This window comes from Halalkaliarchaeum sp. AArc-GB (assembly GCF_031432225.1).
Lineage (GTDB): Archaea > Halobacteriota > Halobacteria > Halobacteriales > Haloferacaceae > Halalkaliarchaeum.
In genome coordinates, this window is sequence record NZ_JAVKGM010000003.1 from 179142 (window position 1) to 203309 (window position 24168).

The window sequence follows — 24168 nt, forward strand, 5'->3', positions numbered from 1 at the left end:
GATCAGTCCGCGGGTTCGGCCGGCCCCGTCGCCGCCCTGGCGACCTTCTCGATCGGGTGGGGCGGGTGATCGGCCCCGGGCCGATCGCCGAGTTGGGAGCGACACGACGCGCCCGGCGCGGTGACCTCGTCGCCCGGGCTCTCCTCGACCTGTCCGAAAAGGATCCGTCCGATCGCCTTCGAGAGGTCGTAATGCTCCTTCTCGTAGCCGAAAGAGCCTGCCATCCCACAGCACCCGGAGTCGAGCGGGTCCACTTCGTAGCCGGCGCGGCGCAGGACGCCCACCGCGTGGTGGTCCTTGTTCGTCGCCTTCTGGTTGCAGTGACCGTGGTAGGTGAGATGCTCGTCGGGCGCGTCGAAGGAGAGCCGTTCGTCGATCCGCGCGACATCCAGATACTCGAGGACGCCATACGAGGCGGCCGAGACCGCCTCGACTTCGGGGCCGGAAAGCAGATCGAGGTACTCGTCCTGGAACATCACGGCGTCGGAGGGCTCGGTGAAAACCACCGATCGGCTGTCCTCGACGTACGGGGCGAGTCGATTCACGTTGGTTTCCGCCCGCTCGCACACCTCATCGAGGAATCCCTGCGAGAACGCCGCCCGCCCGGATGCCGAGAGCCCGTCGGGCATTTCGACGTGAACGCCGGCGGTCTCGAGTACCTCGACTGCGGCCTTTCCGGCCGACGGAGCGCTGTAGTTGGTGTACGTGTCCGGGAACAGGACGACGCGATCGGTCGCTTCCGACTCCGGCACGCGACAGCCGCCGCGGGATTCGAACCAGTCCTCGAGGCTTTCGCTTTTGAACGTCGGCAGCTCGCGGTCGGGGGCGATGCCGAGCGCTTTCGACAGGACCCTCCGGGATCCCGGAAGCTTCTGTCCCAGGTTCACGAGTGGTGCAAACTGACTTCCCAGCTGGGACCACCTGTCGATGTCACGGAACAGCCGCTCGCGGAGATCGGAGCCGTCCTGTTCGTGGTGCTGGTGTTTCAGCTCGGTCTTCAGTTTCGCCATGTCGACGCCGGTCGGGCAGTCGCTTTTACATCCCTTGCAGCCGATACAGAGCTTGAGCACCTCCTCCTGGAACCTATCGGAGTGGATCTCCTCTTCGGAGAGTTCCCCGGAGATCGCCGCCCGAAGCAGGTTCGCCCGTCCGCGGGTTGACTGGATCTCTTCTCTGGAAGCGCGGTATGTCGGACACATCACGTCCGATTCGGTCTCGCGGCAGGTCCCACAGCCGTTGCACAACTCGACGAGGTGTGAAAAGCCGCCGTCGTCCTCGAAGTCCAGCGTCGTCTGCGGCTCTAGGCTCCTGTATTCTGGCCCATACCTGAGGTCCTCCCGCATGTCCGTCGACGCCGCCGAGTCCGGATAGCCACGCTCCGTGGCAGTTTCGTCGTCGACGTACACTACCTTGCCGGGATTCATCCGCCACTCGGGATCGGCGGCGCTTTTGACCTCCTGGAACGCCGTCCACAGCTCCTCCCCGTACATCTTGGGGTTGAACTCCGTCCGGGCGAGGCCGTCGCCGTGTTCGCCCGAGAACGCTCCGTTGTGCTCCAGCACGAGGTCGGTGACGTCGTCGGCAATGGAGTGCATCTTCTCGACGCCCGCCTCCTCCTTGAGGTTGAGAATCGGTCGAATGTGGAGTGTTCCGGAGCCGGCGTGAGCGAAGTACGCCGCCGAGGTACCGTGGTCCTCGAGGATCTCCTGGAACCCCTGGACGTACTCCGCGAGCTCCGCCGGCGGGACGGTGGCGTCTTCGATGAACGGGTACGGCTTCGGATCCCCTTCGAGACTCATCAAAAGCGGGATCGCCGCCTTCCGGAGCTTCCACAGTTTGCCCTGCTCCTCGTCGGTGTACGCCTCGAGGACGTCGAAGGCGTCCCCCTCATCGACGAAGTGGGCGGTAGTGTCGGCGACCGCCGCCTCGAAGTCGTCGACGAGTTCCGAATCCCACTCCAGCATGAGCGCGGCGGTTGCCCCTTCCGGGATCGGCTCGGCGTACTGTGCGAACTCCTCGGACTCGCTCGCGAGACGGAACACCTCCTGATCCATCAGTTCGACCGCACTCACTGGGAACTCGAGTGCCTCCGGGACTGCTTTCATCGCGTCCACCAGGTCGTCGAAGCAGTAGAGCGCGAGCGCGGTCTCCTCCGGACGAGTGACCAGCGACACCTCCGCGCGGACAATCACTCCAAGCGTTCCCTCCGACCCGACGAACAGCTTCGATAGGTTGATGACCTCCTCCCCGTCGTCGTTCTCGTAGATCACCTTGTTGAGGTTGTATCCGGAGACGCACCGTTTCAGATCCGGGTACCGTGCGTCGATCTCCTCGCGGTTCTCCTCGACTTCCCGACGCACCGTTCGGTACAGTTCGGCCTCGAGATCCTCGCCGTCGGTGACCCCCTCCCACTCGGGGGAGTCGAGCACCACCTCCCGAGTGTGGATCAGGGAGCCGTCGGCGAGAACGACGTCTAGTTCCTCCGTGTAGGCGTCGGTGATGCCGTACCGCACGGAGTGAGCACCCGTCGAGTTGTTTCCGATCCCACCGACGACGGTCGCCCGGCCCGAAGAGGCAGGGTCCGGCGCGAACTTCAGTCCGTGTGCGTCCAGCCTGTCGTCGAGGCGATCCTGAACGACGCCTGCCTCGACGACAGCGCGTCGGTTCTCGGGATCGATCTCCACGATCTCGTCCATGTACTGGGTGAAATCCAGAACGACACAGCCCGGTCCGACCGTCTGTCCGCCGAGAGACGATCCAGCGCCACGCGGAAGGACAGGAACCTCGTGTTCGGCGGCGACTTCGAGAGTAATCTGCACGTCGTCGATCGACTTCGGAACGACGACCCCGGCGGGGCGCGCCTCGTAGATACTCCCGTCGCTCGCGTACAGGACCTGTGCGTACTCGTCGAACGCGACGTCACCGGCTACCCGATCCCGGAGATCAGACGCCAACCTCCGGTACGCCGGCACGTCAGGTCGGTCGTGCCCGAGCGCCGCTGACGACGTATCGAGATCGTCCCACTCTGTCCCGGATGATGCACGATCGCCGGCCTTCGTCTGTGTGTCGTCCACGGCCATAGTGAATGATCGATTATTGTAGTCATAAGGTCTTTGCTACCCGGGGCCCTTGGCCGGTGTTTTCGAGCGGAATACAGAAGGAGTGCCGTCGCAAACCGGGTGGTTGGTAGTCTTCGACTCAGTCACTGCGTTCGGTTTCACGAGTCCGAAGCTGTCGAACCCCGTATCCGACGAACGCGAGCAGAACGATCGCGGAAAACAGGAAGAACCCGGCTGCGACCAACGGATAAACGAACGCGAGCGCGATCAGAAACGACACCGCAAACAGGAGCAGAGCGACGACGACGAACCCGCGAACCGGATCCTGGATTGCCGCAAGCAGTACGCGTTCGGGAAGCGTGAGGTCTTCAAGCGACGGCGACGACTCCTCGGGAGCCACGAACTCGTCTCCAGCGGTCGTCGACCCGTCGGTCGGGATATCCGATGAGCCGTCCGACGGGTCGTCCGGCGGGACGTCCGATCGGTCGTGTGTCCGCTCACTCATCGACTTCAGTACGTGTGCGATCCTTCTTTACCTGTCGCCTTCGGAATCGCTCACCCGGGGAGAGCCACCTCTGTGGGAGGTCCGTCGTCTCCGGATCGAGACGGTGTGGACACCTCCGGTCGCGTCGTCGATCACCAGCGCGGTGCCGGTCGTTCGAGGGAGTTTCTCCCGAACGTCGACCGCGAGGTACGTCGGAGCTGCAGCCGACAACGCCGCGAGGTCGTCCTCGGCGGTGAGTTCGTGTGCGATCATCACGTCCGCCTGTGAAACGACGGTGGACGGCAACGTCCCCGGACGCTGGGTGGCGGCGACGAAGCTCACTCCCGGGGTACGTCCGCGGGTCGAAAGGGTCTCCAGAGCCGGGCCGGCGATCCCGTCGAACGCGACGTGTGCCTCGTCCAGAAGGAGCCACGGCAGCCGGTCTGGGCGACTCGCGAGACAGGTCTCGTACAGTCCCGTCGCGATCGTCCGGAGGAGAACCCCCAGCGGAGCGGCGGACGTCCCCGACAGGTCGAGAACCGTCGCATCCGACGACAGCAGCGCCGACGGAGACAGCCCGTCGGGATCGAACACACCCCACGACTCCGCGAGCCGGAGGTAGTTTCGAACCGCACGCCGGGTTTCGGGGCGCGCATCGACCGCGATTCGATCGGCTTCCCCGTCGACAGACGCGAGCATGTCCGCCAGCGTGGATCGCTGCTCGGCGACACGCCACAGCAGGCTCCCGGCCGCCGAGGTCGGGCCGATCCCGAACAGCTTCGGCCAGATTTGCGGCGGGAGCGAATCCGCCGGGACTCGAGGCTCGGAAACGAACCTCGCCCGAACATCGGCCGTCGCACCGTCGGCCAACCCCTGGAAGGCGCCCATCGGATCGGCAACGATCGGCGTCACCCCCGGCGTCTCCGCGAGCGCCTCCGCCAGCACGCCGAGCGTGTACGACTTCCCACTCCCCCGCTTTCCGACGACGAGACCGGCATGGGGGGTGTCGATGTCGAATTCGACGGGTGCACCGGTGCTCCCGTCCCTGGCCAGGAATCGCCCGAGTGTCACCGTCGGCCGAGGACTCTCTTCACCGCCGCGTGGGCGAGAGCTCTCTTCACCGCCGCGTGGGCGAGAGCTCTCTTCGCCGTCACGTCCGAGAACGTGCACGGGGAGGTGTGTCGCGCAGTTGTATATAAGTGTCCGCCCGGGGTTTCAAATACGAAACCGGACCCATCACGGGTCATGTCCGATCAGGATCCATCACCGACTCGGCGCTCATCCACCCTCGGAACCCCCGACAGACACTGTGTCGACGAACAGTCTGGCCGACAGTTTCTGGCGGACCGGCGCGCGATCGAGGGGTTACCCGTCCGACTGGTCATCGCGCTCGTGGTCGGCGTCGCCTCGCTCAGCGTCATGATGGGGATGCTCTCGGGGATAGAGGGACTGGCAGTCACCGAACTCGACGCACAACCAGAGCCGGAGATCGTCACGCCGGGCGAGCAGTCGATCGAGGTGACCGTGATCGATCCCGAAGGAACGCCAGTCGCAGACGCGACGGTGGTAATCCGAGGTGGGACTGCCCAACACGACGGCGTCGCATACGCCGAAACGGACGAAAATGGGGTTGCGACCGTGGAAGTCGATCCCGAACTCCGGGCGAACCAGCCCGACGGAACGTTGACGATCGACATCAAACCCCCCGCCGGATCGAACTACGCCGACGAGCGTTCCAACACGGAGATACTCGTGATCGCAGAGTGATTTGCGGCGGTTGCAGGATCGCCTGAACGTATCGTTGCAATAACGCCGAATCAGCCTAGGCCAACCGGTCGATCACGGCCTGTGTCACCTCGTCCGTCGAGGCGGAGCCGCCGAGATCCGGGGTGTGTGGTCCGTCAGCGAGCACGCCTTCGACTGCCTCCTCCACTGCGGCCGCCTCCGACTCGTGGCCGAGGAACTCGAGCATCATCGCCGCCGACAGCTGCGCGGCGGTCGGGTTCGCGATCCCCTCGCCCGCGATGTCGGGCGCGGTGCCGTGGACGGGTTCGAAGACGCCGCGTTCGGGGCCGACGTTCGCCGACGGCAACAGCCCCAACCCGCCGACGAGCCCCGCTGCCAGATCCGAGAGCACGTCGCCCGCGAGGTTCGGACAGACGACGACGCCGAACTGGGCGGGATCGAGACAGACGTGGGTCGCGAAAGCGTCCATCAACACGGTGTCGGCCGGAACACCCTGCTCGTCGGCGACAGAGAGCACCGTATCGCGGAACAGTCCGTCCGTCTCCCGCATCACGTTCGCCTTGTGTGCGACCGTAACGCCCTCTTCACCGGCGTACTCGCAGGCGTATTCTGCCAGCCGCCGTGAGGCACTCTTCGTCACCACCCGGGTGAGCGTCGAGACGTCGTCGGTCAACCGCGACTCGTGACCGGCGTAGACGCCCTCGGTGTTCTCTCGAAGGAACACGAGGTCCGTCTCCGGACGCAACGCGTCGACGCCGGGGTACGCCCTGGCGGGCCGGACGTTCACGAACGAGTCGACCGCCCGCCGGAGCGGGAGGATGACGTCCGCCGCGGTCTCGCCTGCCGCCCCGAACAGCGTCGCGTCGGCGCTGGCGACCGCCTGGCGGGTTTCCTCAGGCAACGCCTCGCCGGTCGCGTCCTTCACGGTGTCGCCGGCGTCTGCCTTCCGGAACGTGAACTCGACGTCGAGCGCTTCCAGGACGTCGATCGCGGCGGGGACCACTTCCTGCCCGATCCCGTCGCCGGGGACGACGACGATCTCGTCGGTCACGTGTCCTCCCCCGATACACGATCGTCCGGAACGTGCTCGTCGGAAACGTACGGCAGCGAACGAGCGACGTCCTCGACGGCATCGCGGTTCGCCGCCATCAGCGCGGTGGTGTCCCACACCCCCTCGACGAGTGCTTTCCGCTGGGCATCGTTCACCTCGGCGTCGACGATCCGATCCGCGTACCGGATCTGTTCGCGTTCGACGTCGATCTCGATCTCGGCGTCGGGGTTCTCGTCGACGAACGACTGCAGCCGGTCGATCTCCTCGCCGCTGGCGGTGACGGTCGGGATCCCCAGCGCGAGGCAGTTCCCCGCGAATATCTCCGCGAACGACTCCCCGACGACGGCGTCGATCCCCCACCGCATCAGCGCCTGCGGGGCGTGCTCGCGGGAGGAGCCGCAGCCGAAGTTGGCGTTCACCACGAGCACGTTCGCCCCCTGGAACCGCTCGTCGTTGAACGGGTGCTCCTTTTCGTTGTCTTCATCGTCAAACCGCTGGTCGAAGAAGGCAAACTGTCCCAGCCCGTCGAAGGTGACGACCTTCATGAACCGGGCGGGGATGATCTGGTCGGTGTCGATGTCGTTGCCCCGGACCGGGATCCCGGTTCCGGAGACGTCGGTCACCTTTTCGGCAGGCGCCTCGCCGTCGGCGAACTCCTCGTGATCGACGCTCATGCCGTCGACACCTCCGTCAGTTTCCGCACGTCGGTGACCTCGCCGGTCACCGCCGCCGCCGCGACCATGATCGGACTCATCAGGACGGTCCGGCCGTCCTTCGATCCCTGACGCCCGACGAAGTTCCGGTTCGAGGAGGACGCGCTCGCCTCGTCGCCGACCAGCTGATCCTCGTTCATTCCGAGACACATCGAACAGCCGGGTTCTCGCCAGTCGAAGCCGGCCGCCGCGAACACCTCGTCGAGCCCCTCCGCTTTTGCCGCCCGCTGGACGCGCTGGCTGCCGGGAACGACCATCGCCCGCACGTCGTCTGCGACGTGTCGCCCTTCGACTATCTCGGCCGCCTCGCGGAGGTCCTTCAGCCGGGCGTTCGTACACGAACCGAGGAACGCGACGTCGATCGGATACCCTTCCATCGTGTCGCCCGGTTCGACGCCCATGTGTTCCTGTGCCCGCCGTGCGGTCTCCTGCTTGTCTGCGGGCAGCGACGACGCCTCCGGAATCGGTTCGCTGATTCCGACCCCTTGCCCCGGAGTGGTGCCCCAGGTGACCATCGGTTCGATCGCCGAGCCGTCGATGGTCACGACGTCGTCGTATTCGGCGTCCTCGTCGGACCGCACCGACTCCCAGTAGGGTTTCAGCTCCTCGAACGCGTCCGGATCGTCGGCGAAGGCGTCGGTTTCTCGGAGCCACTCGTAGGTAGTCTCGTCGGGGTTGACGTAGCCCGCGCGGGCGCCCCCCTCGATCGACATGTTACAGATCGACATCCGACCCTCCATACCGAGACTCTCGATCGCGTCGCCGGCGTACTCGTAGACGTAGCCGACGCCGCCGTCGGTGCCGAGCTCCCGGATGATCGACAGGATCACGTCCTTTGCTGTGACGGCCGGGCCGAGTTCACCGGTTACCTCGACCTTCCGGACCTTCTGTTTCTCCATCGCCACGCAGCCGGTCGCCAGCACGTCCCGGATCTGTGAGGTACCGATCCCGAACGCGAGCGCGCCGAACGCGCCGTGGGTCGAGGTGTGCGAGTCGCCACAGACGATCGTCATTCCCGGCTGGGTGAGTCCCTGCTCGGGACCGATCACGTGGACGATCCCCTGATCGCCACTGTCGGGATGCGAGAAGTCGATCCCGGCCGACCGGACGTTCTCCTCGAGTTCTGCCATCATCTGCTCTGCGGCGTCGTCCGGGTACGGTCGCTCGCGGTTCCCAGTCGGGACGATGTGATCGACCGTCGCGTGAGTCCGGCCGGGAAACGCCACCTCGAGGTCGCGTTCCTGCAACATTCCGAACGCCTGCGGGCTCGTCACCTCGTGGACCAGATGGAGGCCGACGAACAGCTGGTCCTGTCCGGTCGGCAACGTGGTCACCCGGTGGCGATCCCACACCTTGTCGTACAGCGTACCCTCGCTCATCTCAATCGTCCGAAGCCCTCGGTTCTCCGGAGTCGGTGGCTACGTTCGGTACGCCGGGAACGTCCGGCACGTCCAGTCCCCGGTCCCAGACGCCGGCCACGTCCCCGTTTGGGGATTCGTGATCGACGTCGGCCATCGTTTTCCGGTCAGATTCCGCCGCCGACTCCCGCGTCTCACCGCCGTCGGCGACTGCCGGCCCGCGTCGGTACACTGCGCCGAACGTCTCGCCCGTGTGGGGGTTCGTGTGATTCACGTCCGCCATCCGCTGGTCGCTCTCCTCAGTCATTCGCGGTCACCTCCTGTTTGTCCGTTTCCTCGTCGGTCGATCCATCGCTGTCCGGTCCCCCGTCGTCGCCCCATGCGAACAGGCCGCGGAGTTCCTCGCCGACCGCCTCGATTTCGTGGTCCTTGTCCGCCTGCCTGAGCTGGGTGTACTGCGGCCGCCCCGCCTGGTTTTCCGTGATCCACTGTCGGGCGAACGTGCCGTCCTGTACCTCCTCGAGGAGCGCGTCCATCTCCTCGCGGGCGTGCTCGCCGACGACGCGGTCCCCGCGGGTGAGGCCGCCGTACTCCGCGGTGTCGGACACGGAGTCCCACATCCCGCCGAGACCTCCCTCGTACATCAGATCGACGATGAGTTTCAGTTCGTTGAGGCACTCGAAGTAGGCCATTTCCGGTGAGTAGCCGGCGTCGACAAGCGTCTCGTACCCGGTTTTCACGAGCGCGGTGACGCCGCCACACAGCACGGCCTGCTCGCCGAACAGGTCGGTCTCGGTCTCCTCTTCGAACGTGGTCTCGACGACGCCCGCACGGGTGCAGCCGATCGCGTGGGCGTACGCCAGCCCTTCCTGGGTCGCCTCGCCGGTCGCGTCCCGGTACACCGCGAGTAGCCCCGGCGTCCCCTCGTCGTTTTCGTAGTTCCGTCGAACCAGATGCCCCGGCGATTTCGGCGCCACCATGGTCACGTCGACGTCTTCGGGCGGCTGAATCTGATTGTAATGGACGTTGAACCCGTGGGCGAACTGGAGCGTGTCCCCCGGCTCCAGGTTCGGTTCTATCTCGTGTTCGTACACCGTCGGCTGGACGCTGTCGGGGACGAGCACGGAGACGATGTCCGCCCGTGCGGCGGCCTCCGCGGTCGTCGCGACCTCGAGCCCCTCGGCCTCCGCCGCCTCACGGGAGGCGGAACCCTCCCTGAGTCCGACGACGACGTCGACGCCGCTGTCGGCGAGGTTGCCCGCGTGGGCGTGTCCCTGGCTCCCGTAGCCGATCACGGCGACCGTCTTGTCGTCGATGTACGACCGGTCGGCGTCCTCGTCGTAGTATACTGTGCTGCTCAGCTCTGTCGTGTCCTGTGTGTCCGTCATCGTGTGTCTTCGGTCTCGTTTGTTTTTGTCGTCTCGTCCGTTGCTGCCGTCTCGTCCAGTTCTGCCTGCGTTGTGCCGTTTCGTTCGCGATCCGCGTCGGCCGTCGTCGTGGGCTCACCCGTGTAGGCCGGCCGTTCGCCGGGGACGGTGGTCTTCGAGCCGTGTGCCAGCGCTGTCGGCCCGGTCCGGGCGATCTCGATGATACCGAACTGGCGGAAGGCGTTCACCGCGTCGTCGATCGTCGCGGTATCGCCGGTGAGCTGGACGGTAATCGTCTCCGGCCCGGCGTCCCGTGCCGTCCCGTCGTACATCTCGGTTACTGCATGGACCTTGTCCGGCTCGTCGCCGCTCACTTTCAACAGCGCCACTTCGGTGCTTATGGCGTCGTCGTCGAGTTCTCCGACGGCGATCACCGGGATCAGCTTGTCCAGCTGTTTTTTGATCTGGTCGATCCCCGGATCCGGCTCCTCGACGACCATCGTGATCCGGGCGTGCCCCTCGACGGTGGTCGGTCCGACTGTCAGGCTCTCGATGTTGAACTGCCGGCGCGACACGAGGCCGGACACCCGCGAAAGCACGCCGGGTTCGTGGTCGACCAACGCGGAGATCACCGCCCTGCGGGGCCGTTTTTCAGCCTCCGCCGCGGGGTCGATCCGAATTCCCTGTTTGTTCCGTCTCCCTTCGGGATGCGGGCGCTCCTCGGGTGACGGCCCCGGAAGTCCGTCGCGGGGGGCGTCCGATTCCCCGCTCATAGCTGATCCTCCGAGAGGGCGAACAGTCCGTTCGCGCCGCCGCTTGGCACCATCGGGTAGACGTTCTCGTCGGGATCCACGTGGGCGTCCACGACCGATGGCCCGTCGTACGCCAGCGCCTCCTCGACGACCTCCGAAACCTCGTCGTAGTCGTCGATCCGGAACCCACGGGCGCCGAATGCCTCCGCGAGGGTGTCGAACTCCGGCATCCAGTTGTAGTCGGAGGCCATGTGGCGCCCCTCGAAGAAGGCGTCCTGCCACTGCCGGACCATCCCGATGTACTCGTTGTTGAGCACCACGAAGGTGACGTCCATGTGCTCTCTGACCGCCACCGACAGTTCCTGCATCGTCATCAGGAACGATCCGTCGCCGTCGAAGCAGACAACGTCCCTCTCTGTCTCGCCGGCGTCGTCCAGCGCGACGCGCGCGCCGATCGCGCCTGGAACGCCGTAGCCCATCGTCCCCAGCCCGTGGCTCGACAGCCAGGTGCGGGGCTCGGTGAACGTCCAAAACTGGGCGGCCCACATCTGGTGTTGGCCGACGCCGGCGGTGACGACCGTGTCGTCGTCGGTCGCCTCGTCGAACGCCTCGACGACGAACTGTGGTTTGAGCGGCTCCTCCTCGTCGGCCCGGTACGTCATCGGATACTCCTCGGTCCACTGCTCGCACTGGTCGCGCCAGGGTCCCGCCTCGGGGGGCTGTCGGATCTCCGCCCGCAGCTGCTCCAGCACCGTGCCGGCGTCGCCGATCAGTGGGTAGTCCGCGTAGATATTCTTCGAGACCTCGGCCGGATCGATGTCGACGTGAACGACCTCGGCTTCCGGAGCGAACGTCTCGACTCCGCCGGTGAGTCGGTCGTCGAACCGCGTTCCGACGCCGATCAGCAGATCCGTGTGTGTGATCGCCATGTTGGCGTAGCCGGTGCCGTGCATCCCGGCCCACTCCAGACAGAGCGGATCGTCGTCGGGGAAGCTCCCGATCCCGGGCATCGTCGTCACGACCGGAATTCCGAGTTCCCGCGCGAACGTTCTGGCCTCCTCGCTTGCGTCGCCTTTGATGACACCGCCGCCGAAGAGACACACCGGTCGTTCGGCCCGCTCTATCGCGCGAGCGGCCCGTTCGACGTCGTCGCTGGCTGCGTCGGGGTGGGGATCGGCACGCGCCGGCGGTTTCGGTGGCGCCGGTTCGCTACCGGCCTCGCCGAAGCTCACGTCCTTGGGGAGATCGACCAGGGTCGGTCCGGGTCGACCTGTGTTCGCCAGCGCGAACGCCTCGCCGACGACGTCCCCGACGGTCGCCGAGTCCTCTGCGAAGTAGTTGTGTTTCGTGATCGGCGTCGTGATGCCGATCGTGTCGACCTCCTGGAAGGCGTCGTTACCGACGAACTCGGTGGGAACCTGTCCGGTCAGCGCCAGCATGGCATCTGAATCCATCGACGCGTCCGCGATGCCGGTCACCAGGTTCGTCGCGCCGGGACCCGACGTCGCGAGACAGACCCCGGGCTCGCCTGCGACGATGCCGTACGCGTCCGCCGCGTGGGCCGCCCCCTGCTCGTGGGCCATCGTGACGTGGTGCACCGAAGAGTCGTACAGCTCGTCGTACACGGGCATGATGGCGCCACCCTGGACGCCGAACGCCGTGTCGACGGCGGCCGCCTCGAGTGCGGCGACGATTGCTGCAGCGCCCGTCTCGGGAACTGCCGCAGGGTCACGTGGTTCGCCGGTTTCCCCGGCGTTCCCGTTTGCTCCGGCTTCCGGTTTCTCCGCGTCGGGCTCCTCCGCCTCGCCGCCCCGTTTCCGTTCGGCTGCAGTCGGTGATTCGCTCATGCGTTTCCTCCGTTCGGTCGTGTGTCGTTCGGTTCTGTTCCGTTCGATCGTGCGTCGTTCCGTCGCGTTCCAGTTGTCATCCGTGTTCCGTGTCGTCGTGTTCGGCTCGGTCGGTTCCCGCGTCGCCGTTCCGGCGTGGCCCGGGTTTCGAATGAACCCTGCCGAAAAACCCCGCGGTCGGGTGCGAGGTGCGTAACACCGCCGTCGCTTGGCGGTCGAGCAATGCGTGGGTCAGAAGGTGGATGTGGTGTAGGGGCTAGGCCCCTACAATAATCCCGCCGAGAACGGCACCCGCGAGGGACCGACCTGAAGCGGCCGCTCCGGACGGAGCGAGCCTGTCGGTGCTGTTCCCTCGCATACACGGTCGCAGAACGTCCGCTCTTATATGTCTGTCGCGGGGTGCAACGATTGCGCCGTTCCGAACGGGACGGACTCCAGCCTGCAGACTGACCTCGCAGTCGCTGTCCGGGGCGAACGTCGGCCGCGACCGCCATCTCAGGCGGTCACCTCTGATTCCTCGGTGTCGGTTTCTACGCCGACGGCCTTCGCGAACCGGACTACGTCGCCGGCGGTGACCTCCCGCTTGTTTGCCGCGTGTTCCTTCACGCGCTCGGTCACCGTCCGCACCTCGTCGTCGGTCGGCGTGAAGCCGGCCTCCTCCAGGTGCTGTCTGACGGCGTGGGTACCGGTGTGCTTCCCGAGTACTACCTCCCGCTGTGCGCCGACCATCTCCGGCGTCATCACGCCGGGTTCGAAGGTGTCGCTGTTTTCGATGACCCCGGCGGCGTGGATGCCACTCTCGTGGGCGAACGCGTTCCGACCGACGATCGGCTTGTTCGCGGGCACCGGGATGTCGCTCGCGCGCTCGACCATCCGGGAGACCTCCGTGATCCTCGTCGTGTCGATTCCCGTGTCGGCGCCGTAGATCGACTCGGCGGCCATGACGACCTCCTCCAGGGCGGCGTTTCCGGCGCGCTCGCCGATGCCGTTTACCGACACCTGCGCCTGGCTTGCGCCCGCCTCGAAGCCTGCAAGCGCGTTCGCGGCCGCCAGGCCGAAGTCGTCGTGGGTGTGGACGTCGATCTTCGCGTCGGTGTGTTCCCGCACCGTGGCGATCAGTTTCCGGAACCGCCCCGGGGTTGCGACCCCGCAGGTGTCCGGAATGTTGATCCAGTCGGTGCCGGCCGCCGTGACGGCCTCGATCACCTCGATCAGATACGTTTCGTCGGTTCGCGTCGCGTCCATCGGCGAGAACATCACCTCGACGCCCGCCTCGCGTACGCGTTCGACGCTCTCTACTGCGCGCCGTTTCGCCTCCTCGCGGGAGGCGTGCATCGAATCCTCGAGCTGGACGTCGCTAGTCGAGACGAACACGTGCACCATGTCGACGCCGGCGTCCAGTGCCGCCTCGATGTCGCCGTCGACGACCCGGGCCAGCCCGCAGGTAGTTGTTTCCGTCGCGCTCGCGATGTCGCGAACGGTTTCGAACTCCGTCTCCGAATTGACCGGGAAACCAGCCTCGATGACCCCCACGCCCATCTCGTCCAGTGCAGCCGCTATCTCGCGTTTTTCGTCGGTCGAGAAGGACGTGCGTGGTGACTGCTCCCCGTCTCGGAGCGTCGTGTCGAAGATCTGTACAGAATCGAACTCGCCAGTGCTATCCAGTGTGCCCTGGAAGAACTCGACCCGCCGGCTTCGCCGACGTGGCCTCCATGTCGTTGGACATTGTGCTTCTTTCTGGGCGTGGAACAGTACTTAAGTATTTCGCTGTCACAGTGCGTCGCAGGGCGCCGCCGTCCTGCCACCGAGTCGACTGCTGTAAAATCGACAGACATCGTCGACCTGTTTCAATGCAGTATGCCATTATACACCTTATATCCTCACGGTTCCGAACGTTCGTCCACCCTGTATATATACCGGTTGGACGGACGTATTCGTCGGTGAGAAGGGGGGTGGATTGCTCGCACGCGGACCGACGAGCAGAGCGTCGATGTCACACCTAGTCCGCCGGCGCGACAGAACGTTTTTGCTGTGGCTCTCCGAGCGAAGGGTATGGGCGAGTTCGACCTGGACCTGCGGAACGCGGAAGAACAGCTGGACGCGATGATTGAGAAGGACGGCGTCGTGGTGCTGGCACGGCTCGACGGGACGACCGATCCGCAGGAGTGGATCGCGGAGATACAGGGCGGGAAGACGCTCGTGCTCGCGGTAGAAGGGGACCTGAACGATCTGGCCGCGGGGTTCGCCAGAGAGATCAGGGACATGGGTGGCGAACTGATGCACTTCCGGGGCTTTCTCGTCGTCACCCCGCCTGGGGTCGACATCGACACCGGCCGCCTGGGCTAGAAATAGTAATATAGTCTTCACTCGCGGACATTCACACACTCGATTATTTCCTGAAAAGGTATAAGTGTCATCTGTCCATGGTGGTAGTCAGTGTATGTCGAGACGAGACCGTCGTTCCGGGGTTGAAACCGTCGCAACCGTCGTTTTCGTCGCTTCCATATTTGCCCTCGTTCTGGGGACGGGTGTTATCGCGTCTGCTGCCACCGCGGGCAGCGCCGAGGGTTCAGTCCAGTACGAACCCGACTTCGAGAACGTGTTCTCCGTCGAGGACACGGATGCAGAGATCACCGACGTGGAGGCCGCCGATGGTATCTACGCGCCGGGAGACGCCGTTCCGATCGAGGTAACGATTCAAAACACCGGAGATACGAGCCACGACTTCTACGTCGATGCGAGCGTTCGAGACCCGAACGGCGACTGGATAACCGGGGAAGGGACGACCGTACATCTCGACGACGGCTGGTTCTCCGGCGAGGAACGGACGGTGACGCTATCGGTCCAGATCCCCGAGGACGCGACCGAAGGGACCTATACCGCAGGTGCCGGCGTGTTCTACTCCGAACGAAAGGACCACTGGTACGACTCCGGGGTCGACCAAGACGCCATCGAAGTCAGAGAACAAATCGACGCACGTACGACAGACGTAACGGTGGCAGGCGATAGTTACGCGCCGGGAGAGGTGGCGGCTATCGACGTGACAGTCGAAAACGTCGGCAACGTCGAAAACGAGTTTCTGATCGATGGTATCGCTCGCGGCCCGGATGGATCCTGGAGCCACTACGCGGGAGAAACGACAGTCGAACTCGCACCCGGTGAAACGACCACCGAGACGTTCTCCCTCGAAATAACCGACTCGATGTCGGAGGGCAGCTACGACGCCGGCGGCAACGTCTTCGCCAGTCCGGCCGCGGACAACCGCCTGGACGGCGACCACGAGAACGGGGCCTTTCTCGTGGAAGAGGATGTCGAGGAGTACACACTGTCGATATCGTCCGAGGACGGCGGGGGGATTGGAGTCGATCCCCCCGGGATGAGTACGCTCGGAACGACACAGACCTACGAGGAAGGAACGGAAGTAGAGCTGATCGCGTTTCCCAACACTGACTACGAGTTCGATCGGTGGGAAGGCGACGTGTCGTCCCACGACGCCACTGCCGAAACGATAACGGTGACGATGGACCGCGACCGCGCGATCACCGCCACGTTCCAGGAGGAATCGAGCACGCCGCCCGAATCGTGGACCGACAGTCCCGGAAACTCGATCACTATCCGGGAAGGCGAACTGGTGACATTCAGCGTTGGGGCGGAGGATCCGGATGGAAGCCTCCACGGAACTGAATGGTACGTCGACGGGTCGTTCCAGGAAGCCACGTATGGACTGGACGGCAACGCCGACACCGACACCTGGTCGTATCGCTTCGAAGAGCCCGGAACGTACTCCATCGAGGCTGACGTGTTCGACAGCAGCGGCTCCTATAACGACGACGCCGCAGAGTGGACAGTCACCGTCGAAGAGGATGTCGAGGAGTACACACTGTCGATATCGTCGGAAAACGGCGGGGGGATCGGAGTCGATCCACCCGGGATGAGCACGCTCGAAACGACACAGACCTACGAGGAAGGAACGGAAGTAGAGCTGATCGCGTTCCCCCACACCGACTACGAGTTCGACCGATGGGAGGGCGACGTGTCGTCCCACGGCGCCACCGCCGAAACGATAACGGTGACGATGGACCGCGACCGCGCGATCACCGCCACGTTCCAGGAGGAAGCAGGCGGGCCCCCCGAGTCGTGGACCGGCAGTCCCGAACAATCGCCCACCACCCGGGAAGGAGATCTGGTGACGTTCAGCGTTGGGGCGGAGGATCCCGACGGGAGCCTGCACGGAACGGAATGGTACGTCGACGGATCGTTCCAGGAAGTCACGTATGGACTGGACGGAACCACCGACACCGACACCTGGTCGTACCGTTTCGAGGAGCCCGGAACGTACTCCATCGAGGCTGACGTGTTCGACAGCAGCGGCTCCTATAACGACGACGCCGCAGAGTGGACAGTCACCGTCGAGGAGGACGTCGCTGAATACACGCTGTCAGTGGAATCCGACGGAAACGGTGGAATCGGTATCGATCCGCCAGGGATGAGCACGCTGGAAACGACACAGACGTACGAGGAAGGAACGGAAGTAGAGCTGATCGCGTTCCCCCACACCGACTCCGAGTTCGACCGATGGGAAGGCGACGTCTCCTCCCACGACGCCACTGCCGAAACGATAACGGTGACGATGGATCGGGATCGTTCCATGACGGCCACGTTCCGTGAGCCGGCGGAGGTCGACGCGAAAGTTACCGACGTGACGGTGGCAGGCGACAGCTACGCGCCGGGAGAAGTGGCGACTCTCGAGGTGACAGTCGAGAACGTCGGCACCGTCGAAAACGAGTTTCTGATCGATGGAATCGCTCGCGGCCCGGATGGAACCTGGAGCCACTACGCGGGAGAAACGACAGCCGAACTCGCACCCGGTGAAACGACAACCGAAACGTTCTCTCTCGAAACAACCGACTCGATGCCGGCCGGTAGCTACGACGCCGGCGGCAACGTCTTCGCCAGTTCAGCCGCGGACAACCGCCTGGACAGCGACCACGAGAACGGTGCCTTCCTCGTCGAGAAGGCCGTCGAGCATTCATTCACCGTCGAAACGCAAGGAAGCGGTGCGGTCGCGATCGATCCGCCGGGAACGTCTACACTCGGAACGATCCAAAGCTACGAGGAGGGGACTGAAGTCGAACTTACGGCCCAATCCGATCATGGATACGAGTTCGATCGATGGGAAGGCGACGTTTCGGACGTGGACACCGAGGAACCGTCGATCGCTGTCGTCGCCGACCGAGACCGCAAACTCACAGCAGTCTTCGTCGAGGAGGTCGAGGTAGACGCCGAAATCATTCGGCTCGAAACCGAAGACGGACCGTTTTCGGCGGGCGAGACCGTCGAAACGACGGCAGAAATCGCGAACACTGGCGACGATGACAAAACGTTTGTACTCCACTACACAGTTCTGGGACCCGATATCGAGACCTCCGGACACGACAGTAGGGCAAACGAGGACGTCACCCTCGAAGAAACAGTTACGCTTCGACCCGGAGCGACGCAACTGGTTTCGCTCCCGTGGACCGTCGAATCCGACGCCAGATCCGGCGAGTACGGCGTCGAACTGGCAGTCCGTAACGAGAGCGACTCCCAGTCGGAGACACCGGTTGCAGAGAAGTACGACAGCAGCGCGTTCGAGGTCGACCCGACCGACGTCGGAGCCGACGAACTCGTCGTCTCCCGAACCGAACGACTCGATCCTTTTTATGAGGTCGGCGAGGACGCAGTAGAACTTGCAGTCACGAACCCCACGGACCGGGAAGTCGTAACATCTCTCTCCGGCGTCGTCGAACGGGACGGCGAGATCGTCGGCGAGCCGGACGGTTCGGAACACGTCATTCCGGCGGGGGAAACGAAGACGATCACGCTCCGGTGGGACGATCTTCCCGAGTCCGCTGTCGACAAACGAGTCAGGGCCGGAGTCACGATCGGCTCGGAACGGACCGAGTGGCTCGGCCACACCGTGTTCGCAGAGAAGTTCACCGACGTCACGATTACGATCTCCCACTGGGAAACCGGCGAACCGCTAGACGACGTTACCGTCCATGGAACCGTCCGTGGAGACGGACTACTGTTATCAAACGAGATGGAGATAACACGGGACAAAACCGGGACAGGAGAGTTCACGTTTCGTGACGTCCCGACTGCCGTGACCCTGTCAGTCAGTGTGGACAAAGACGGGTTCGAGGGCCAAGGGCGGCTCATCGACCCACTCCAGCAGCGCCCACTGATGAGTCAGACTGACTTTCATCTTCGAGAGACAGTTCGCGAGACGATACAGCTCACCGATGCGGAAACCGGCGAACCGCTCAACCGGGCGGAGGTCACCGTCAGAGAAACTGGAGAAACCGCGACGACTGACGCAACCGGGTACGTCGATCTGTTCGATCAGCCGATTCGGACACAACGCACTCTCGAAGTCGAGAAGTACATGGCCGAACCGATCATTATCACTGGAGATTCCTCCGGGCGAGAACTCTCGTTACGGCCGCTTCCGGACCCCGAGGAGGCCGGCCTCCGTGATTACGAGGCCCACGAGGCGTTCGAGGAGTTCGAACGAATACCGGAGGAAGGAACCCGCATTCAACGGATCGAGAACGTCCTCGATCAGCTCGCCCGGGATGGCCACACCGGAACGACGCAGATCTACCTCCGGGAGGAAACCGGCCTCGTCGCGGTCACTGCAAACGTAGAAACGTGGGAGCGAACTCGGTCAGAGGAGTCGTACACGGTTCACGACAGCGGCGAAGAAACGACGTCTTCGCACGATTTTAACCAGGAACCGTTCTACCGGTTCGGCGCTCGAACCGCGATGTCGATGCCGTCGAAGCAGTTGCCCGAACTGACGCAGATCGGCATCTCCGAGGGGACGATGGAGGGGGTGGATCCGTACGACAACGCCGACTTCTACTTCGACGAGATCGGTGTATCGTACGTCGATCGGGATTCGCTGGAGTATCGCACCGGCCACTTCATCGGATACGCATTCACCGAGCATTACGGGCAGTTCAGGCGTGGGAAGGACACCGACGACAGGACACTCATGGCGTACGGCGGTGGATGGATCGCTCTGGATCTCGCCAGTAAACCGGCACAGGCGGTCGGCAAAAGCGTCGGAAGCGTCTCCCGGTCGCTCACCCGCGGCGCACTCCGACAGAGCCTCTCACAGAAGTGGGCCGAAACCCTCGTTCGCGTCGGGCGAACCGACGCGATGAGCGCTCAGCTTCGGGGGGCAGACCGGTATGCACTGGGAGACACGCTGTCTCAGACCCGTCTGTTGTCCGGTCGGGAGCTGTCGACCAACCAGCGCTACGACATCGTCCTCGATTACTACCGACACAACAGTCAGGGCCAGAACCCGGCGCGTACGCTGGTCGACAACGGCCACTTCACTCGGGCAGAGGTCGTTCGGCTCGCCGAAAACGGGGCGGACCTCCGCTCGGCCAGAAACCTCGTCGATCAGGGGACCTCCCCGGCCGCCATCAGGGCGGTCAGTGACGAAGGGATCGACCCACACCACCTCGAAGTCCTCGTCGAGGACGGCTTCATCCGGGCAGACCAGATCGACGAACTCGAGGTCGGTATCCGGCTTGCAGACAGGGAGCCGTTCACGACTACCGGCGGCGATGCGATCGACGCCGGAGCACTGTTCGAGAACGCCGCAGTGATGCGGAACACCCAGGGAATGCGGGCGTCGGACGGAGCCGAAGGAACCTTCGACGATATCTGGAGGGCGGCGACACGACACGACGTCGACGACATCGAGAACCTGAAAGGGACGGCCGCGGAGCTGCACCTGGCCGCGAAGCTCGGGCCCGACAACGTCGACGAGATCGGGCGCGTCGTCAGGGACCCCGGGAGTGACGCGGCCAGAGGAGAGATAGATCTCGTGACCTCGGACGGACGGCTGATCGAAGTCAAAGCCACCGAATCGTCGACGACGCCGGCGGGAGCTGTCGAACAGATGGAATTTTACACCGAGTACGCCCGAGAGACGCCCGGGCTCAGCCCGAACCAGCTCGAATTTCGAATTCGACAGGCCGACGAATCGAACGTCGGCGAGGTGCAACGGATAAAAGCCGCGCTCACAGAGGAGTTCGGTGACTCCGTCCGGGTGCGAGTCGCGTACGAAACGAACGGGCGGATCCCGTTCCGGCTCGAACCGTCTACGAACCTGGGTCCCTCGACCGATCCACAGCAGTCAGCCGGCCAGGGGACGCACCGACCGCTCGTTCGGCAAAGATAGCGTCACTCCGACTCGGATTCTGACAACATCGTTGCGACAACCGTGGCAGCTATCGTCGGATCGTACGCGTTGCCGTCGTCGGCCGTAACGACGCCCACGTCCGTACCATCCCTGGCGACGACGACGGTGAAGTAGTCGTCGTTGGGACGTGCCTGAAACTCCATCGCGACGAGGTCGTCGGTCAACACGAGCTCACGTTCCGTGGCGTCCAGCGAGGACCGCGTATCCCGAAGGATCTGTTCGTATCGAGACTCCGCCTGCGACGCCGTTTCGAGCGGAATAATCGTCGCTGTGACGGTGTCCGGTCGGTCAGTCGCTGCCCCGGCGTAGTAGTAGGTCCTCGTGACTTCCACGGTTCCGGAATCGCTGTATGCAGACTCCACCACGACGTAACCGTCGTCGAACTGCTCCGGATCGGGAAGCCGAGACGCGCCCGTGACGTCTGTCGATTCACCGTCAGTCTCCTCAGTGTCGCCTGGATCGGTGGGATCCGTCTCGTCGGTGGGTGTTTCCTCGTCGGTGTGTGCTTCTGTCGATCCGTCCCGTTCCGTTCGGTCGTGTTCTGTTGCCGCACCGTTAGAGTCACTCGATCCGGCGTGCTCGCCGTCGGAAGTACTCTCTCCGGGCCCTTCTGTGACATCGAACTCCGTACATCCCGCAGTCACAGCCAGCAGTACGCCGCTGAGAATCCGTCGACGTTTCATCGCTCGTACTTCCGTTCGTCGCGCTCTCCTTAACAGTTGTTGGCAATATCGCCAGCGCAGCGATTCCACCCATTCATTCACCAGTACATACCCCGAGAGTCGGACTATCTCTTCCAGAAAATGAGTATGCTTACCCAACAACGGGTACTCGTCTGGATGTAGACCTCGATTCGATTACCCGCCAAGCCACCAGCCATAGAGCCGTGCCTGCTCGTCAGTGGTCGAAGGCTTCATCGACTGACCGTAGGTCTTCCCTTTGAGGAGTTGCCGTTCGACCGCGTTTGCGGCAAGTCGAAGGGCGTGAGAGGCACCGTATCCCTCCCCATCGGCCGTGAAGTAGCCGCGGTCGGTGACCAGTCGAATCCGCGCGAGCACCAGCGGCACGCCCCGGCTCTGTTCTTTGTGTTCCTGTAGTTCGATGCTGGCTTTGATCACGCTCATCTCACCGTACTTCGAAGTCATGCTCTCGATCAGCGCGGAGACTTCGTCGTAGTCCATCCCCTCCAGCAGTTCGAGCCCGAACACCTGCACGGCGTTCCGGTCATCGCGCTCCCAGGTAAGCGCCTCGATGACGTCCGTTTTCGTGACAATACCGACCGGCTCGGCAGTGTCGTCGGCCGTGACGACGAGCGAAGAGATCTCCTGCTCGAACATCGTCTCGACGACCTCGTCGAGCGGTGCGCTCCGCATGACCGTCACGACTGCATCGGACATCAGGTTCCGCACTGGCAGGTCGAGCATCCGGTCGGCATCGCCCTCGCGGGCGCCGAACCCACCACGTGTCTGCCCGCCACTGCGGCGGCTATCGAAGTCGCCCGACGAACCACCCTGGCTCTTGCTTCCCCCCCGCGTCGTAAACTCGATGACGTCGTACAGGCTCAGCATTCCCACGAGGTCGTTCCCGTCGACGACCGGGAGATGGGCGATCCCGGCTTCTCGAAGCAGATTGAGTGCTTTCCCGACCGTGGTTTCGGGTGTCGCACTGATCAACTCCGCCGTGTAGGCGTCCTCGACGGTCACTGCGTCGAGGAAGGGACGCACTGCTTCGAGGACTGCGTCGCCAGTTACCACACCGACGACACGGTCGTCGTCAAGTACGGGGAGCGTTTTGGCGTCGCTGCCGATCATGAGTCGCGCGACCTCGCGGACGTCCTCGGTGCGGTCGACAGTCGGAACGTGCTGTACTTGCGAGCCGACCTTCGCAGACGGCTGGTTGGACGAGGACGCCAGCTGTCGGCGACTAACGACACCGCGATACTCGTCGCCATCCGTTACGATGACGGCATCAAGTTCTTGATTCTCGAACGCCCCGGCGACCTTCGAGAGCGGTGTACCGATGTCGAACTCGGTGAACTTTCCGGTGAGGATCTCTGAAATATCCATGGTTACTTTCTACAGAGAGGGGCGCTGGACAGTTATGCTTGTTCCACCCCTGATCCCAGGGGAGGGGGTCCTCGTGAACAGTCTGTGAACCTGTGGCCAGACCAACCTTCTCGTTTTGTTCAGACTCTCACTCGCGATAGACATTGTGTAGATTGGGTGATTGGTAGGAATATGAATGTCGGTGCGAAAACAGATTAGTCCTGTGCAACAGTAGTGGATACATGTCCACGAAAGATAGCGGGTCGGCATGGCTTCCGGATAGTGTCGGATTGACACTTCTCGCGGTACTCAGCGCCGCGCTCGCTGTGCTTCTGATTGGCACGTATCTCCAGTACATTCTGTTGGCTACCGTCCTCGCGTACGTGCTTTCCCCCGCCCAGCGGTACCTGGAACAGTATATGAACTCCACAGCTGCTTCGGTTACGCTCATCCTGGTCTCGGTAGTCGCGCTTTTCATCCCAGTCGCCTACTTTCTCGTTATCGCAATTCAGCAGGGATTAGACATCCTCTCCAGGCTACAGGAAAGCGAATTCAGTATCGACGTCACCGAGGAGTGGATCGAGGCGACGGGATACGTGGTCGATCTCGATGCGCTGTATACGACGTATCAGGAGCCCATCGAGATGGGATTACAGCGTCTTGGAACCGAGGTCCTCGGCTTCCTCAGTGGTCTCCCGGGCGTGATAATCGGAATTACGGTGACGATATTCGTGCTCTTTGTCCTCCTGCGTGACGGCGAACAGTTCATGTCGTGGCTGCAATCGGTGCTTCCCATCGACGATCCTGTCCAGCAGGACCTGTTTACAAAACTGGACCGCCTCATGTGGGCGTCCGTTGTCGGGAACGTTGCTGTGGCCGCCATTCAGGCAGTAGTGCTCGGAATCGGATTGGCAGTTATCGGTATTCCAAGCGTCGTATTTTTGACCGTGACCACGTTTGTCTTCGCGTTGTTTCCACTGATCGGGGCGTTCGGCGTCTGGGTCCCAGTTTCGGTGTATCTGGTCGCGGTCGGCCGTCCCACGTCAGCGGCGATCCTGTTCGTCTTCGGCTCGCTGGTCAGTGTTTCGGACCTCTATCTCCGACCGATGATCATCAACCGGACGGAGGCGCTCGACGTGGCAACCATCGTCGTTGGAATATTCGGCGGAATCGTTCTCTTCGGCGGTATCGGCCTCTTTGTCGGACCCGTCGTCCTCGGGGGAACGAAAGTTGTCCTCAACCTCTACGTGCAGGAACGAGCGGAGCCGGCGGGGAGCTAATCCCCCCGTTTTGATTATCAGGGTCATGACACAGCTTAAGAACCGGGAGCGTGAATTGTTGCTATGATGAAATTACTGGGCATTGCCTGGACGGTGTGGAAGGTATCGTCAAAACGGCTTGGACCAGCTGGCGGCCTCGTTATCGCAGGCATCGTTGTGGCAGGCTACCTACTTCTCGACCGGTGGCTCGACAAAGAGTGATT

Annotated in this window: 16 protein-coding genes and 1 pseudogene; 4 read left to right on the top strand and 13 right to left on the bottom strand. The window is 63.6% G+C overall.

Annotation, left to right across the window (positions count from 1 at the left end):
* Positions 1-2: 2 nt before the first annotated feature.
* The 3 genes from RH858_RS05645 to RH858_RS05655 all read right to left on the bottom strand — a co-directional run bounded on the left by RH858_RS05645 (position 3) and on the right by RH858_RS05655 (position 4713).
* Entirely contained in the window at positions 3-3080 is a 3078-nt protein-coding gene (locus RH858_RS05645) for an FAD-binding and (Fe-S)-binding domain-containing protein (protein WP_259535687.1), read from the bottom strand.
* A gap of 118 nt (positions 3081-3198) precedes the next feature.
* A complete protein-coding gene (locus tag RH858_RS05650; protein ID WP_259535685.1) occupies positions 3199-3564 on the bottom strand; it encodes a hypothetical protein in 366 nt (121 codons plus the stop codon).
* 27 nt (positions 3565-3591) lie between these two features.
* A complete protein-coding gene (locus RH858_RS05655) occupies positions 3592-4713 on the bottom strand; it encodes a DUF87 domain-containing protein (protein ID WP_310561318.1) in 1122 nt (373 codons plus the stop codon).
* Between the two features lie 75 nt (positions 4714-4788).
* Here RH858_RS05655 and RH858_RS05660 point away from each other — a divergent pair, with 75 nt between their 5' ends.
* Positions 4789-5310, top strand: coding sequence for a carboxypeptidase regulatory-like domain-containing protein (locus RH858_RS05660; protein ID WP_259535681.1), 522 nt, complete (start codon positions 4789-4791; stop codon positions 5308-5310).
* A gap of 55 nt (positions 5311-5365) precedes the next feature.
* On the opposite strand, the gene RH858_RS05665 is transcribed toward RH858_RS05660, so the two are convergent.
* The 8 genes and pseudogenes from RH858_RS05665 to RH858_RS05700 all read right to left on the bottom strand — a co-directional run bounded on the left by RH858_RS05665 (position 5366) and on the right by RH858_RS05700 (position 14129).
* Positions 5366-6340: an isocitrate/isopropylmalate family dehydrogenase gene (locus RH858_RS05665; protein ID WP_310561319.1), complete on the bottom strand. Its 975-nt coding sequence runs from the start codon at positions 6338-6340 to the stop codon at positions 5366-5368.
* Positions 6337-7014: a 3-isopropylmalate dehydratase small subunit gene (gene leuD, locus RH858_RS05670; RefSeq protein ID WP_310561320.1), complete on the bottom strand. Its 678-nt coding sequence runs from the start codon at positions 7012-7014 to the stop codon at positions 6337-6339. Before leuD ends, RH858_RS05665 begins: the two co-directional genes overlap by 4 nt.
* Positions 7011-8432: a 3-isopropylmalate dehydratase large subunit gene (leuC, locus tag RH858_RS05675; RefSeq protein ID WP_259535675.1), complete on the bottom strand. Its 1422-nt coding sequence runs from the start codon at positions 8430-8432 to the stop codon at positions 7011-7013. The genes leuD and leuC overlap by 4 nt, the downstream gene beginning before the upstream one ends.
* Before the next feature lies 1 nt (position 8433).
* On the bottom strand, positions 8434-8718 hold the full coding sequence (locus RH858_RS05680; RefSeq protein ID WP_259535673.1) for a hypothetical protein: 285 nt from the start codon (positions 8716-8718) through the stop codon (positions 8434-8436).
* Positions 8711-9799: a ketol-acid reductoisomerase gene (ilvC, locus tag RH858_RS05685; protein WP_259535672.1), complete on the bottom strand. Its 1089-nt coding sequence runs from the start codon at positions 9797-9799 to the stop codon at positions 8711-8713. The genes RH858_RS05680 and ilvC overlap by 8 nt, the downstream gene beginning before the upstream one ends.
* A gap of 107 nt (positions 9800-9906) precedes the next feature.
* Positions 9907-10551 (bottom strand): annotated as a pseudogene (gene ilvN, locus RH858_RS05690) (acetolactate synthase small subunit); the annotation flags it as partial.
* The gene (gene ilvB, locus RH858_RS05695) at positions 10548-12377 is read right to left on the bottom strand and encodes a biosynthetic-type acetolactate synthase large subunit (RefSeq protein ID WP_259535668.1); all 1830 of its coding nucleotides are present in this window, start codon (positions 12375-12377) and stop codon (positions 10548-10550) included. The gene ilvB and the pseudogene ilvN, both read right to left, overlap by 4 nt.
* A 495-nt stretch (positions 12378-12872) precedes the next feature.
* Positions 12873-14129, bottom strand: a complete 1257-nt coding sequence (locus RH858_RS05700) for a 2-isopropylmalate synthase (protein WP_259536391.1) — start codon at positions 14127-14129, stop codon at positions 12873-12875.
* 300 nt (positions 14130-14429) lie between these two features.
* On the opposite strand from RH858_RS05700, the gene RH858_RS05705 reads away from it, so the two are divergent.
* Complete coding sequence (locus RH858_RS05705) at positions 14430-14723, top strand: DUF5779 family protein (RefSeq protein ID WP_259535666.1); 294 nt, start codon at positions 14430-14432, stop codon at positions 14721-14723.
* Between the two features lie 94 nt (positions 14724-14817).
* On the top strand, positions 14818-20619 hold the full coding sequence (locus RH858_RS05710; RefSeq protein WP_310561321.1) for a hypothetical protein: 5802 nt from the start codon (positions 14818-14820) through the stop codon (positions 20617-20619).
* Positions 20620-20621: 2 nt separating this feature from the next.
* Here RH858_RS05710 and RH858_RS05715 read toward each other — a convergent pair whose 3' ends face one another.
* Both RH858_RS05715 and RH858_RS05720 read right to left on the bottom strand, forming a co-directional pair.
* Complete coding sequence (locus RH858_RS05715) at positions 20622-21323, bottom strand: hypothetical protein (protein WP_310561322.1); 702 nt, start codon at positions 21321-21323, stop codon at positions 20622-20624.
* 174 nt (positions 21324-21497) lie between these two features.
* Positions 21498-22706, bottom strand: coding sequence for a CBS domain-containing protein (locus tag RH858_RS05720; protein WP_310561323.1), 1209 nt, complete (start codon positions 22704-22706; stop codon positions 21498-21500).
* Between the two features lie 221 nt (positions 22707-22927).
* On the opposite strand from RH858_RS05720, the gene RH858_RS05725 reads away from it, so the two are divergent.
* Positions 22928-23965 carry an AI-2E family transporter gene (locus tag RH858_RS05725; protein WP_310561324.1) on the top strand — a complete coding sequence of 346 codons (1038 nt, stop codon included), beginning with the start codon at positions 22928-22930 and terminating at the stop codon, positions 23963-23965.
* The last annotated feature ends 203 nt before the right edge of the window (positions 23966-24168 follow it).

Bases quoted from the DNA above. Each gene is read 5' to 3' on its own strand.
- RH858_RS05645 (WP_259535687.1), bottom strand. From the start codon at position 3,080: ATGGCCGTGGACGACACACAGACGAAGGCCGGCGATCGTGCATCATCC.
- RH858_RS05650 (WP_259535685.1), bottom strand. From the start codon at position 3,564: ATGAGTGAGCGGACACACGACCGATCGGACGTCCCGCCGGACGACCCG.
- RH858_RS05660 (WP_259535681.1), top strand. From the start codon at position 4,789: ATGTCCGATCAGGATCCATCACCGACTCGGCGCTCATCCACCCTCGGA.
- leuD (WP_310561320.1), bottom strand. From the start codon at position 7,014: ATGAGCGTCGATCACGAGGAGTTCGCCGACGGCGAGGCGCCTGCCGAA.
- leuC (WP_259535675.1), bottom strand. From the start codon at position 8,432: ATGAGCGAGGGTACGCTGTACGACAAGGTGTGGGATCGCCACCGGGTG.
- RH858_RS05680 (WP_259535673.1), bottom strand. From the start codon at position 8,718: ATGACTGAGGAGAGCGACCAGCGGATGGCGGACGTGAATCACACGAAC.
- ilvC (WP_259535672.1), bottom strand. From the start codon at position 9,799: ATGACGGACACACAGGACACGACAGAGCTGAGCAGCACAGTATACTAC.
- ilvB (WP_259535668.1), bottom strand. From the start codon at position 12,377: ATGAGCGAATCACCGACTGCAGCCGAACGGAAACGGGGCGGCGAGGCG.
- RH858_RS05705 (WP_259535666.1), top strand. From the start codon at position 14,430: ATGGGCGAGTTCGACCTGGACCTGCGGAACGCGGAAGAACAGCTGGAC.
- RH858_RS05710 (WP_310561321.1), top strand. From the start codon at position 14,818: ATGTCGAGACGAGACCGTCGTTCCGGGGTTGAAACCGTCGCAACCGTC.
- RH858_RS05715 (WP_310561322.1), bottom strand. From the start codon at position 21,323: ATGAAACGTCGACGGATTCTCAGCGGCGTACTGCTGGCTGTGACTGCG.
- RH858_RS05720 (WP_310561323.1), bottom strand. From the start codon at position 22,706: ATGGATATTTCAGAGATCCTCACCGGAAAGTTCACCGAGTTCGACATC.
- RH858_RS05725 (WP_310561324.1), top strand. From the start codon at position 22,928: ATGTCCACGAAAGATAGCGGGTCGGCATGGCTTCCGGATAGTGTCGGA.